The sequence below is a fragment of the Nitrospira sp. genome, assembly GCA_024760525.1.
Classification (GTDB): Bacteria; Nitrospirota; Nitrospiria; order Nitrospirales; family Nitrospiraceae; genus Nitrospira_D.
On the sequence record CP060500.1, the window covers coordinates 131,806 to 144,528 of the forward strand.

Below are 12,723 nucleotides of genomic sequence, written 5' to 3' on the forward strand. Positions count from 1 at the left end.
TGGTTTCCCCTGTGTAATGCGCTGTGACGAACAACTCTGGTACATGCGTCAAACGACCGCTTTCGACCGAGGCTGTGTGAAAACGTGGGCCGCATCCGTACGGGACAGTGAGTTCTTGTCCACCTCACATACTTCAGTGACCGAGTGGACTGTAGCAATGCATTCGGGAGTCGGTTGCCATTGCGATGCCGCTCGATACGTTGTATTTTCCACCACATGATCACGCGTCCCATGGTGACGATGCTACGACGGATCTCATCGGCACAGTCCACTCGCCTGACGAGGTGTCCCTGATGAAGCGCTTCATTTCAGGGCAAGACCGGTCGCAACACACCCTGTTTCCGGAGTCACTTGAGGACTACATCGCCGAGGACAATCCCGTTCGTGTGGTTGACGTCTTCGTCGACGGGCTCGACTTGGCCAAGCAGGGGTTTGATGGCGTACAACCGGAAGCGACCGGCAGACCGTCCTACCATCCCGCCGTGCTGCTCAAGCTCTATATCTACGGATACCTCAATCGGATTCAGTCCAGCCGGCGCCTGGAACGCGAGTCCCAGCGCAATGTCGAGCTGATGTGGTTGCTCACCCGGTTACAGCCGGACTTTAAGACCATTGCGGACTTCCGGAAAGACCAGGGCGCGGCGATCCGTCGCGTCTGCCGAGAATTCGTCCTGCTGTGCCGGCGGCTCAACCTGTTTTCCGACGCCCTCGTCGCCATTGACGGCAGCAAGTTCAAGGCCGTGAACAATCGCGACAAGAACTTCACCGACCGGAAGCTCCACGCCCGTCTCGAGCAACTCGAAGCCAGTATCGCACGCTACCTCACCGAACTGGATCGAGCCGATCGCGATCCCGCGTTGGTGCCCGAGGCCCGGGTGCATCATCTGAAGGAGAAACTGCAGACCGTCAACACGCAGATCCAGCGCCTGAATGAAATGGGTGCGCTCATGCGTGACGCGCCCGATGGCCAGATTTCACTCACCGACCCGGACGCCCGCTCCATGGCCACGAGTGGTCGCGGCACCGGCATGGTGGGCTACAACGTGCAAATCGCCGTGGACACGAAACACCATCTGATCGTGGCGGACGAGGTGACGAACCACGGACACGACCGGCAGCAGCTCGCGCCTGTGGCCCAACACGCGGCGCAGGCGACCGGCCATGCACGCCTCACGGTGCTGGCCGACCGAGGCTATTTCAATGGCGAGCAAATCCGGGAATGCGAGCAGCAGGGGATCGCCACCTTGGTGCCCAAGCCGCTGACCTCCAACAACAACGCAGCAGGCCTGTTCGACAAGCGCGATTTCGTCTACCTCCCCGAGCGCAACGCCTACCGCTGCCCTGCCGGGGAGCACGCGATCTATCGCATGACGAGCCTTGAACGCGGCCTCGCGCAGCACCGCTACTGGTCCTCGGCCTGTCCGCGCTGCCCGCTGAAAGCGCGCTGCACCACGGGCGACTACCGGCGTATCTCGCGCTGGGAACATGAATCGGTCCTGGAAGCCATGCAGGATCGGCTGGATCGAACGCCGAACGCCATGAAACTACGCCGGCAGACCGTGGAACACGTCTTCGGCACGCTCAAGGCGTGGATGGGGGCGACGCATTTCCTGATGAAGACGTTGCCGAAGGTCAACACAGAGATGAGTTTGCACGTGCTGGCGTACAACCTGAAGCGCACCATGCGAATCTTCGGCGTAAAACCCCTGATGGCGGCCATGACAGGGTAGCAAGCCCGGTCTTGTTGCGACACTGAACGGCATGTCCGTCACGCCAAGTCAAACGTAGCCGCAATGCCACAGGTACAAAGATTTCACTCGCTCTGCATTTCTATTTTCACACGGCCTCGGTCGAGACCTGCCGGTCACCGGGCATGTGTTCTGACACTACCCGCCAGATCAAATCCAAACACCTACACTTTATGCAACGTCAAGATCTGAAAGCTTCCAGATATCTTTCACCAAGCCGATCAGCATAGTTTGCCGCCTGTCAATTTCCTCAGGCGTCCAGTTATCAAACGACAGGAGTTTTTCGTTTATCCGTGTTGTCGAGGTGTTTTTCCCAACCTTGGTGATACCGGCAATACTGCTGGTTAGGTAGCACTTACATTTCGCGTATTCCGGTTTTTTAATCTCGAAGAAATCGTTACCTATGACGATATTAATGGGTTTTTCCAGCAGCGTAAGATTGCCTAGTTTGTTCTTAATCAGATTGTAGTCAAAGCCCGAGTACTTTTGGGCAAACTCCGTAGCAAATGCCTTTTTCGGCTTGTCTGGCAAAATATGTTCGATCTGAAGCTCTATATAATCCTCCAATGATCGTTCCGTCTTGATGCCTTTATAGGCCATGTCGACGTGCTGGCTTATTTTGGCCAACAGGTAGCGTGTCCGATATTTCTGCATCGAGCCCAGTGAATATCGCTTCATACTGTCTGTGAGGTCAGCAGCCTTGGCTGACATGCTCTTTTGGAAACGTGTGTTAATGAAGGCATTCAATTTTTCTCTTTGGGCTTTCTTGTTCTTCTCGTTCCCAATTTCTCGCAGCTCGTCTGCCCATACTGAGAAATTGCGCTCGAGTTCCTTTGTGGGCGTTTTGGTAAAGATATAGTAGAAAAGGAAACTCTCGAGTTGTGTAACCAGATGGTCGAACAATGCCTTGGGAAAATTGCTGGCTGCCAGTAGGAGGACAAAGTGTAAACTAAAGGCCGGGCCGCAAAGAAGCCCAAGGTTCTTCATTGCGACATTATCTCTGCCGTCATTACCATCGCCTTTGTTAAAGGCCAGGTAGTGATTGACGCTCTCGATGATTGTTCTCACAAACTGGAAAGGTTTCTCTTCATATTCGCAGTCAGCGGCATTCTCCTTCTTCGTAAGCCAATCATAAATTTCATCTTCCCGTACAATATAATCGCTGCGGTCATTCTGAATTTTGTAGCTTGCCATCAGAAAGTAGCGCAGAAATCGTAAAGGCTTTTGCTTTGCTCGTTCGAGCGGCTTGGTAATGTTTTTCCATTCGCTTTTCAATCGACCAAATTCCTGTGCTTCAACATTCGTGAATAGCAGGTTTTTCAGCAGGTCCATAGAATTCAGACCAACACCCCGCTCGTTGATCGTTTCAAATATCTTTAAGGCATTGCCGAGGTCGGTTGAGATCTGGATGAAGACAACGTTGTTGGCCAAATAGCCCCAGTATTTCTTCAATGCGGCCTTATCCGCGTGTTTCTTGAGCAAATGGGCGTAAATCGTGCTGTAGGCGTTCAGAAGATTCTCCAAAGAACCGAAACTGGCGATTCCGGAGGCCTCAATGCCATTGCGGGTCGCTTGAGGTTCATCTTCCATCTCCACGATTTTCGCCATTACTTCGCCGGCGTTTTCATAGCGCGGCTCTAATTTCAGGCTTGTCTTTGTCTCGCCTTGATTCGATGTGTAGCTGGCGGATATCAGGCCATTGATCGTCTGATATTGAGGTTCTCCGTGAAATAGTTTCTTCAGAGTGCAGAGGAGAAGGAAAAATGTTGTCAGCCTTTGCTGGCCATCGATCACTTCAAATGTGTTTTTCTGTGACGACGGCGACACAAGCACCATGCCAATGAAATATTCCTGGTTGGCTCTGCCATCAATCTGTTCATCGATGTCGTCGAGGAGTTGCTGTACTTCTTTGTCTTGCCAAACATATTCGCGTTGATAATCAGGGACGATATAAAAACAGTCGCGGAATGCTTCTTCAACGCTGTATTTATGATTTTCAATTTTGGCCATATTTACCCCTGGAGTGTTCTTAAACGACAGATTATCAGGAGATTCATGAGAGCCCAAATCCTATCTTCACTGTCAATATGGTCTGTTCGTGCATTTTGATCGCCCCTTGCCGTATGAGGCTGCTTACCGTTCCCGGCCTTCGTCGCGGGATCTGACGCGCGCGGGTTCAATGATGGCGCTGCGTATGAGCTTTTCCATGTCGTCGTGTTTGCCTTGAAAACCCTGCACGGAGGCCTGGTGCCAGGTTTCCGGTGCGATGCGTTGCAGGTCTAGTTTGTGGCCAGCCTGTCGCGCAAGGATTTTGAGGAACTGGCGTTGCGCCCGGCCGTTGCCTTCGCGGAACGGGTGGATGGCGTTGATCTCGCCGATATGTTCGGCGGCGCGTTTGGCGAATTCGGCGCGGCGTAAACCTTTCAGCTTGTTTTCCTTCTGGATCATCTCAAACCGCTTCTTCATTTCCGTGTCCACGTGGTCGGGCGGTCCGAAAAACGTGCCTCCCTTGGCCATTGAGACGGTGCGCGATTCTCCCGCCCAGTGATAAACATCCTGAAAAATATGCTTGTGGATCGCTTTGTAGCCTTCATACGTCATCGGTATATCAGGCAGAGGCTCCTGCATGCGCTTCATACTCATGATGCGCTCGAAGCGCTCAAGCTTGTCGGCTTCGCGGATATTCCTCTTGTTGTTGAGAACATCGGTGCCGGGATAGACGTAAGGATCGCTCATGCGGGATCGGGCAGGGGGATGCCGTAGGTGCGGTGCATCCACTCGTCAAGAAACTTGTCACGCTGTTCATAGCTCAGGCCGAGGCGATTCATTTCCGCGAAGGCGGCATCTTCTTCGGGCGTGAGGAAAATTCCTTCGCATGCGAGGGAAGCCTTGGCTTCCTTGCCGCGTTCAATCAGAGCTTCCAGCTCCTTGCCGGTGATGGGTTTATTTCTGTCAACGGTCATATGTCTATTATAGAGGAATGCCTGAAGCTGCGCCACGGGAACAAGGTCTGGGAACGCAAGCGAAGGGGGAAAAGAGGGAGAAGGCGGCGGCACTTTGGTAACCATGATCCAGTTTCCTTAATCACAAATGTTAATCGAGAGGATAAGAGAGTTTTTTCCCCGCAGCTATTCCCGGGCGCTCCCGGAATGCGGGCCGGGATAGCCGGCAGGTCACATGGGCTACACGGTTTTTCGGTGCGGGCCGCCCATTGACCTGACGGCGCGGCCAGCCATGTGGCGCCAACCGGGAATCAGCGGGAAAGGGGTCTGACGAGACCGAGGGGAACAGGATACGGCCATTTCCGCAGTGTGCTGGCTCGGACTCCGGTACGCTGTGGGGGCGTGGATCAAGGGCCAGGGGTGAATTTGCGGAGTTAGGGTTTTGCAAGCGGATGAGGTGCGGCGGAGTTCCTCGTGTTTGTTGGCGAGGATCCTCGCACCACGCATCACCGCTTTCGGCTTAGTCTCAATAAGCTCCAATCTGCCCTTTCATTCATACGCGCTTCCGCGAGACCGAAGAAATACGTTCATCTTGCCAATTTCATTGGCGCTGGTAACGTGATCTAGGAACGCAATATTGGCCTCATGTGAGGCGTCGATGATGTCGCGTAGCAGTTCCGCGTTCTTCAGGCTGGTGCCAATCAAAGATGCACGCGCGGCAGAAACCTCATCGCGCGTGGTTCCTGCGAAGTAGCTGTACATTTTGCCGATTAGTCCCACCACGATGTCTGATACCTGTATGCCCGGCTCGGATTTGGAATCGGCAAACCGGTAATTCTTTACTGGCTGCCCGCCTGATACCAGCTTCATAGATTGCAAATCATCGCGAATGGAATCTTCCATATCAAGGATGTGGGTTGAATGTTTGAACAGCGCAATCCGTTTCAGATAGAAGATGGTGAAGCTCTCTATTAAAAGGTGAGGTGTGCACCCTTCAATGAAGTCGAGGCTAGGAAGATCGCGTCCCGCCTGCAACATGCCCTTGAGCATCATCGAATTAAATTCCGGCAGCACATCATCGCTCTGCTCCAGCATTGAGATGAGTTCGTTCAGAAAGGGCTTGCGGTTCTCCGGAGCCAGGTCTGGATAGTTATAGCGGTAAAACAGACTGGTCGTTTCGGGCAGGTTGGCTCGAAGGAGTGCGGTCAGGTCCGCCTTTAGCCGAATATGAAGCTCCATTAGGCGCGGTTCGCCGAGCCTGTAAAGTATCGAGTCCATAATATCGACGAGCGACCAGAAGAGCGGGTCGAGCGCATGATAGTGGACAAACAGGTCGTTATCGGAAATCCACTGTAGAAAGGTGGTCAATTTGTCTGACGTCAACAGATCGAGAAATTCGCCCTTGGCAACATGCTTGAGCTTGAGTTCGCCCGCGCTCCTTTGAATGTGCATCGCATTGCGCAATGACTCTGGGTCAAAACTCCGAGGCGCACCGTCATGCACAACGCCGCCCAGCACAAATACACCAGGCTCCGTAACATTGAACCCCTGCACACCAAGGCGCAGCTTTTTAATGTTGTTCGTTTCGTCATGATAAAAGACATATTCTGCATCAGCCTTGGTAAGGCCATGCATGGCTAAATGCGCGTCCCGTATCTCATCTATGTCTACCAAAGCACAAACCTCCGGATCAGCCACTCTACTCTATTGATTCATCGTGGTTGACGTAAGGCAATTTTAAGTTCTTTCCCCATAGCTCCACAAGCCAATGGAAATCAACAGGAGGGTTGTTATGCCGCCTCCTTCTGGTCGCCGGGCTGCAGGCCGTGCAGGAAGTCAGCGGCGCGTTGGGCGTGGGCGGCAACGCGGCCTGTGCGCCACCGATGGCTGAAAAGCCTGCCCGGCCTACCGCGGGTAAAAACCGGCATTCGTCCAACAGTCAATGACGGATAATGGCGTAGGGTTTTTAAACGGCGTGAGCGAGTAAGTCGGTCTGTTTGAGGGGGCGGGCGTGATCTGGAAGGATCGCGGCGATTTCGGAGACAGGGACGTTGGCAAGTTCCTTGGGTTCGAGTTTATGAAGGCCCCCGCCGTAAACCCTGCCTTCTGCCAAGAGGCGGTTTGGAGTGATCTGGTTGAGAAGGTGCCAGACGCGGCGTATCAGGTTCTTGTCATGGGCCATTGCGCGGGCAAGAACAGGAGTTGGGTACATGGCCAGATAGACATTGGCAACGGTGGCGCGTGATGTGTTCAAGAGAAACCGAAACGGCTTTCCGTCTTTGGTATCGGAACGTCCAAGGTAAGTGCAGACGATGGGCGCAGGCGGGCGGTTCTCTTGCGCGTACCAAAGTGAGCGATGTTGGCATAGATAGCGGTGATGAAGGCCACGGGCCTTCCCATCCTCAAGGTAGCGGTGCAGGGCTGGGAAGCGGCGTTTGATTTGATCTTCGGGAAGTTTGGTATCGAGAAGAAAGCGGGGGCGGTCGATTTTGGGGTTGCCGTACCGGTCTGCCTTGATCTCGTTTTCAGGGAGGTAACGCGGGCTTGGCAGGATCGGGGTGAATAGCTCCATCGGAAGGTTGCGGGCTTTGATTTCTTCTTCCGTGAGAATGAAAAACTCGTTGTTGCCGGTCGCCAAACCGCGTTTGATCTGGAAAAAGTCTGAGATGGTCGGGATTCCTGTTTCGGTTCGGATGTCTGCGGCAGGAAACCGCGTCCATTTCGGCTCATGCGCGAGTGCTTGAGCGGATATGGTGCGGGATAGCTTGGGGGCCAGAAGTGTGCCGCCGAACGTAAATTGTACTGCGTGGTTTTTTGGGGGCGCAGTATTGCGGAACCAAACCACGGCAGAAGAAACAAGAGCGTCCGCGAATTGTATGTCGTTCGGGTCGAAGCGGTGAATGTGGAGAAGTGTTACCCCTTCGAGAAGGTAGCGCTTGACGGCTAGGCCGTAATTGACGTCCATGAATTCGCTCGGGATGAGCCAACCAGCAATAGCTCCCACGTCCATCCATGCGTGAGATAGGCCAAGAAAGTGGCAGTAAAGACCGGCAAGGCCGCTGATTTTTATGCCGCTGGCCTGTTGGGTTCGCATTTGGAGGCGGGTTTTGTTGCCGTTCTCAAGGTGGTGGTGGCGCACATACGGCGGATTGCAGATGATGAGATTGAAGCGTGGTGAAGGCTCTGCCTTAGTGAAGTCGGAAAGCTTGATGGAAAGTCCGGTGTTCTTCCAGAGGTGTGTGGCTGGCTTTCCGTAGTGAGGGTCAACCTCGAAACCAAGAGCCTGTTGAATGCGTTTTCTGGGAAAGACGTTGAGGAGAGCGGAATAGAAGGCTCCGGTTCCGATTGCCGGATCGAGAAATCGGACTTTCTCGTGCGGGGGGAGGATCGTTTGAGCGTATCTGAGAATTTCCTCGGCAAGCGGTGATGGGGTCGCAAACTGACCGAGGCGGTTGCGCTCGGTTTGTGTCTTGTGGCTATCGAGGTCGGCCTGTAGCTGGCGGCGCATGGTTTCGAGACTGACGATAGTGCGTGGCATGGTCATATTCCAAAATGCATCAAGTCGTCGATGCGGTGTTCCCATACCCAGTCGATGCCTTCGGCGGCTTCATAGCCAAGGTAGCCTGAGTCGAAGTATCCGCAGAGAAAGAGGTTGAATTTGACCTTGGTGCCGTAGGTGCTGCGAAGCTGTGACATTTTGACAGCTTCTTCTTTGCGGCGCTTGTTGGTGTTGGTGAAATCACCAGCGGATTTTGCCTCGAAGAAAACCGGGAAGTCTCCGGCCTGTGCTGACTTCGGCATAATGACGGCGTCGATGGGAATGTTGACGGTTTGAGTGCCGCCTTCGAGTGTGACCGGAACATTCATGCGGAAGCTGAATGTTCCCGGGGTCATGGTGTCATACGTGGTTCCATCTCCTTGAGGGAGCTGGCTGTAGCCGCGTTGTTCGAGCCAAGCCTTGATAGCGGCCAGTTGGCGCTTTTCCTGTGCATTGCGGATGATGGGATTGGCAACTGCCCCGCAAAGGCGGTCTGCCACGATGGTGGCTGCGCGGTGAATTTCTGTTTCTGTCGGCAGGTCTTTCCGTCCAAGCCAAACGAAAATATCAGGATCGGCCATTTTTTGAATGATGGCTGAGATTTTGGCGAGTTGTTGATCGGCTTCGGTAACGCTCATTCGCATAGGGAGCTTTTTCTCAAGTTCCATGTACTTGACCAGATTCGGGGACACTCCGGCCAAGCCGATAAGCCTGTCGACGGCAATGGGCGGGCAGGTCGACATGCGCAGCGTGGGCAGAATTTCAGGATGCTGCCGGATTACGGATGGCTGGATCGAGAGAAGGTTGCCGGTTGAGGCAAGCGCAGCTTCTACGTCCTTTGTGGTCTGGATGCGCGTGGTGCGAAAAGCCTGAGGCGCAAATTTCATGAACCAGTCATTGTACATGTCAACGGACTGAGCGATGTCATTTTTCCATTGAAGGGTTTTGTCGGAGTTAACGGGCATTCTTCCTCACGCGTGTTTGGTGTTCTTGTAGATTGTCCATAGCTCGGTGAAAAGCTTGCGGAGGGAAATGTTGCGGCGGGCCGCTTCAACTTTCACTTCAGCGGCAAGATCAGGGGGAAGGCTGAATCCGACAATCTGGCGTGGCTGCAGGGTCTTGCGAATCGATGGCGGTTTATTCTTCATGTGAAGATTATGTCGACATGTCGACAGCCTGTCAATAGTGATCTGATGGCTTGCAAGCCGAGGAGAAAAAGCACTGATTAGAGAAGGTTGGTTTTATACGGAGCAAGGAGTACAAGATATGATTCTAAATACAAGGAAAGCGACATTCCGATGAAACCCAGACCGGCCATTTTTATCAGCCACGCGAATCCCGAGGATAATGACTTCGCGATTTGGCTCGGTTCACACCTGAGCGGCGCAGGATACGAGGTTTGGGCAGATGTCCTGAAACTCCGCGGTGGAGAGGATTGGGCGCGAAAGCTTGAGAAGGCATTGCGAGAGAGAGCTTTCAAGATGCTTCTAGTCGGGACACCGTGGGGTGTTGAGAAAGACGGGGTGCGGAATGAAATCCAGATTGCTACAGAGGTGGCAAAGAAAATAGAAGACGGAGAGTTTGTTATCCCGCTGCGGCTGCAACAATTCGACTCTCCTTTCCAGATTGTACGGGCTCAATACATTGATTTCATGAATGGTTGGGGGCGGGGGCTGAGTGAACTGTTTAAGACCTTGGAGTCTTATAGCGTTCCGCGGACGCCTTCAGCGAATAGTGATAGTCTTGAGAATTGGCGGGGCGCCTTCCTTGTGAAAGCAAAGGCGGTTCGGGACCAGCCCGAGGAGCTGATTTCCAATTGGCTGGCGATTACGGAATTGCCGAACGCGATTGCATATTTTGAGTTTCTGGGCGCGGGGGCGGAGGAGCGAGCCGCAGCTTTGAAGGCAAGTTCGCGGTGGCCTGTCGCACTGCATGGGCATGGTTTTTTCTCCTGCGCGAAAGAGACAGATTTTCAGTCAGAGCACGGATGCGCGTTGCCAATCTCGCGCGAGAAAGAGTGGTGGTTCCCGCACTTCCTTGAGAATGGGGATGAGATGCGGTCCATAGGCAGGAGAGAAGCACAGAACATTGTGACTCAACTGATAAAAAGCGCGCTGGAAAACAAATTACGGGAGAGCAAATTGTCTCGGTACGGCTTTTCCACAGGGGTTTCTGGGTGGTGGGTGCATTCAGGATTAATTCCAGAGGACAAGGTAGCCTTTAAATGGAACGATGGGCCGAGTGGCAGAAGACAGCTCGTAGGGGATGCAAGTGTTGGGGTATCGAAGTACAAATGGCATTTTGGTATCTCAGCGAAGATATGGATTGGCGAGACCCCCCACGTAAAGCTGATTCCCCGAATAATACTGTCCGAGGATGGCAGCACAGCGCTTGACGATGCTAAACGGATGAATCGTCTGCGGCGATCCGTGACAAAATCGTGGCGGAATCCTCGATGGAGGGACATGTTATTAGCACTCTTGTTCTGGCTGGCGAAGGGAGAACGCTGCATCTGGCTGGAGACCGGATCCGAATCAGGATTGTCGTTGGAAGTGCCACCCATGTCGATGACTTCCGGCGTGTCCATCTTCGAGGGAGAGGGAGAGACAACAGGAACAGAAGAGGTGGAAGTCGAGAGTGATGACCCTGCCTTTGTGGAAGAGTACGAGGACTATGAGGAAGAGAGCCCTTCCGAAGGGGAGGGGGATACTGTGATTGAGGACAAAATCGATCCGGGAGCGACCGGGAGTTTGAGTCCATGAAGCTAGATTACATCAAAGAGCCGAAGCTGGAGTTTTCATTCGGCCAGCACGAAGAACACCCCCGGGACGGACTGTTTCTGTATGGTCCTATCAAGGATAGCGCGGCGCCGGAGACGCTACGTTATGGAGTGATCGGTACACCGAAGGGAATTGAACGGTTCAGCAGGTGGTCTCAATCGATCAGCGGCTATATCAAGCGATTTGAGCCAAGGCTAAACCCTGAGGCCCAGCATCACACATCGTTTCCGGGGTTCGAGAGCGTCTTTCGATCGAAATGGCCATCTGAGCCATTGGCAAGAATTATTGTGCCGGATACCGAGATCGAACGTGCCATGAGAATCGCCAATCGCTTCGAGGCGGTAAAGCGTGCCGTAGACCTATATGTGGATCCATTGATCAAGTATTCACAAAAAGAGGAGGCGGAGCCCGCATTCTGGTTTGTTGTAATACCTGAGATCGTCTACCGGTTGGGGAGGCCGACCTCGAAGGTCCCGAAAGGCGAAGCGATTCAAGGCAGTGTGATCATTTCTCAAAGAAAGGCGAAATTAATAAAGATGGCACCAACGCTGTTTGGATTGGATGAAGAAGAAGCGGAAGTTTACCTTTATGCTAAGAATTTCCGGCGGCAACTCAAGGCAAGGCTGCTAAAGGACAAGATTGTCACGCAAATCGTTCGTGAAACGACACTAGCCCCGGAAGACTTCAAAACTTCTTTTGGTGGGCTTCAGCGAAAGGTGGAAGATCCTGCGACGATAGCCTGGAAGCTGTGCACCGCAGCCTATTATAAAGCGGGCGGGAAACCGTGGAGATTGTCAGGTGTGCGCCCCGGGGTTTGCTATGTAGGCTTGGTGTACAAACAGACAGATCCAGACGGTGATGATCCCAATGCCTGCTGCGCAGCGCAGATGTTTCTTGCGTCCGGGGACGGAGTCGTATTCAGAGGTGCTGTTGGTCCTTGGTATACGGCTTCGAGCAAAGAATATCATTTGAAACAGAGCCCGGCAGCGCAATTGATGTCTTTGGTTGTCTCGGAATATAAGCGCTTGCACGGCAATGAAGAGCCAAAAGAGCTTTTTATCCATGGACGATCGCGATTCAACGAGGAGGAATGGGCAGGGTTTCAATCAGCCGTGCCATCTGCGACGAATCTGGTCGGTGTTCAAATTCGTGATGCAAAATCCGAACTAAAGTTGTTCAGGCCGGGAGCATTTCCGGTGATCCGGGGAACCGCGCTCAAGGTTTCTGATCGAGCGGCGTATTTATGGACGAGCGGATATGTTCCAAGACTAAACACCTACCTTGGACCTGAAACACCGAACCCGGTTTTTGTGAACATTCAGAAAGGTGATTGTTACCAGGACACGGTGTTGGCGGATGTCATGAGATTGACGAAGCTTAATTACAACACATGCCTGTTTAACGACAGGCTGCCGGTTACGATAAAATTCGCGAATGCGGTGGGAGAAATTCTGGTGTCCGCTCCGCAGACGGAAGAACCAAAGCTTCCTTTCAAATTCTATATTTGATCAAGGTCGATCCATTGTGATCGACCCAAGGCTAAAGTGTCGTTTGGTAGAGCGTGGAGGAGTATTAATCGCGGCATAATTCCTATTCCCGGGAGGAGACAATGGTTAAGCGAAGCTCATATATGCAGTACAGTGAATACGTCGAATTGGGAGTAAAACCCATCCGTTTCTGGGCATACGACAAACGTGGAAAGTTCGTGTGTCGCG

The 12,723-nt window shown here is 53.1% G+C and carries 10 protein-coding genes; 3 read left to right on the forward strand and 7 right to left on the reverse strand.

From position 1 onward, the window contains the following. Positions 1–293: 293 nt before the first annotated feature. Positions 294–1,730: an IS1182 family transposase gene (locus H8K04_20430; protein UVT18314.1), complete on the forward strand. Its 1,437-nt coding sequence runs from the start codon at positions 294–296 to the stop codon at positions 1,728–1,730. Positions 1,731–1,919: 189 nt separating this feature from the next. On the opposite strand, the gene H8K04_20435 is transcribed toward H8K04_20430, so the two are convergent. The 7 genes from H8K04_20435 to H8K04_20465 form a co-directional block, all read right to left on the reverse strand. Next, positions 1,920–3,758 carry a DUF262 domain-containing protein gene (locus H8K04_20435; GenBank protein UVT18293.1) on the reverse strand — a complete coding sequence of 613 codons (1,839 nt, stop codon included), beginning with the start codon at positions 3,756–3,758 and terminating at the stop codon, positions 1,920–1,922. 123 nt (positions 3,759–3,881) lie between these two features. Continuing rightward, complete coding sequence (locus H8K04_20440) at positions 3,882–4,484, reverse strand: Fic family protein (protein ID UVT18294.1); 603 nt, start codon at positions 4,482–4,484, stop codon at positions 3,882–3,884. Further along, positions 4,481–4,816 carry a hypothetical protein gene (locus H8K04_20445; protein ID UVT18295.1) on the reverse strand — a complete coding sequence of 112 codons (336 nt, stop codon included), beginning with the start codon at positions 4,814–4,816 and terminating at the stop codon, positions 4,481–4,483. The genes H8K04_20440 and H8K04_20445 overlap by 4 nt, the downstream gene beginning before the upstream one ends. A 423-nt stretch (positions 4,817–5,239) precedes the next feature. Then, positions 5,240–6,325: a DUF3800 domain-containing protein gene (locus H8K04_20450; protein ID UVT18315.1), complete on the reverse strand. Its 1,086-nt coding sequence runs from the start codon at positions 6,323–6,325 to the stop codon at positions 5,240–5,242. A 331-nt stretch (positions 6,326–6,656) separates the two neighbouring features. Then, positions 6,657–8,228: an SAM-dependent DNA methyltransferase gene (locus H8K04_20455; GenBank protein ID UVT18316.1), complete on the reverse strand. Its 1,572-nt coding sequence runs from the start codon at positions 8,226–8,228 to the stop codon at positions 6,657–6,659. A gap of 2 nt (positions 8,229–8,230) precedes the next feature. Further along, positions 8,231–9,193, reverse strand: coding sequence for a XamI family restriction endonuclease (locus tag H8K04_20460; GenBank protein ID UVT18055.1), 963 nt, complete (start codon positions 9,191–9,193; stop codon positions 8,231–8,233). A 6-nt stretch (positions 9,194–9,199) separates the two neighbouring features. Then, positions 9,200–9,376, reverse strand: coding sequence for a hypothetical protein (locus tag H8K04_20465; GenBank protein UVT18056.1), 177 nt, complete (start codon positions 9,374–9,376; stop codon positions 9,200–9,202). 150 nt (positions 9,377–9,526) lie between these two features. On the opposite strand from H8K04_20465, the gene H8K04_20470 reads away from it, so the two are divergent. Next, the gene (locus H8K04_20470; GenBank protein ID UVT18057.1) at positions 9,527–10,990 is read left to right on the forward strand and encodes a toll/interleukin-1 receptor domain-containing protein; all 1,464 of its coding nucleotides are present in this window, start codon (positions 9,527–9,529) and stop codon (positions 10,988–10,990) included. Beyond that, positions 10,987–12,516: a hypothetical protein gene (locus H8K04_20475; GenBank protein ID UVT18058.1), complete on the forward strand. Its 1,530-nt coding sequence runs from the start codon at positions 10,987–10,989 to the stop codon at positions 12,514–12,516. The genes H8K04_20470 and H8K04_20475 overlap by 4 nt, the downstream gene beginning before the upstream one ends. Positions 12,517–12,723 lie beyond the last annotated feature (207 nt).

Excerpts from the sequence above, each read along its gene's own strand:
- H8K04_20430 (UVT18314.1), top strand. The coding sequence starts at position 294 with ATGAAGCGCTTCATTTCAGGGCAAGACCGGTCGCAACACACCCTGTTT.
- H8K04_20435 (UVT18293.1), bottom strand. The coding sequence starts at position 3,758 with ATGGCCAAAATTGAAAATCATAAATACAGCGTTGAAGAAGCATTCCGC.
- H8K04_20440 (UVT18294.1), bottom strand. The coding sequence starts at position 4,484 with ATGAGCGATCCTTACGTCTATCCCGGCACCGATGTTCTCAACAACAAG.
- H8K04_20445 (UVT18295.1), bottom strand. The coding sequence starts at position 4,816 with ATGGTTACCAAAGTGCCGCCGCCTTCTCCCTCTTTTCCCCCTTCGCTT.
- H8K04_20450 (UVT18315.1), bottom strand. The coding sequence starts at position 6,325 with ATGCATGGCCTTACCAAGGCTGATGCAGAATATGTCTTTTATCATGAC.
- H8K04_20455 (UVT18316.1), bottom strand. The coding sequence starts at position 8,228 with ATGCCACGCACTATCGTCAGTCTCGAAACCATGCGCCGCCAGCTACAG.
- H8K04_20460 (UVT18055.1), bottom strand. The coding sequence starts at position 9,193 with ATGCCCGTTAACTCCGACAAAACCCTTCAATGGAAAAATGACATCGCT.
- H8K04_20465 (UVT18056.1), bottom strand. The coding sequence starts at position 9,376 with ATGAAGAATAAACCGCCATCGATTCGCAAGACCCTGCAGCCACGCCAG.
- H8K04_20470 (UVT18057.1), top strand. The coding sequence starts at position 9,527 with ATGAAACCCAGACCGGCCATTTTTATCAGCCACGCGAATCCCGAGGAT.
- H8K04_20475 (UVT18058.1), top strand. The coding sequence starts at position 10,987 with ATGAAGCTAGATTACATCAAAGAGCCGAAGCTGGAGTTTTCATTCGGC.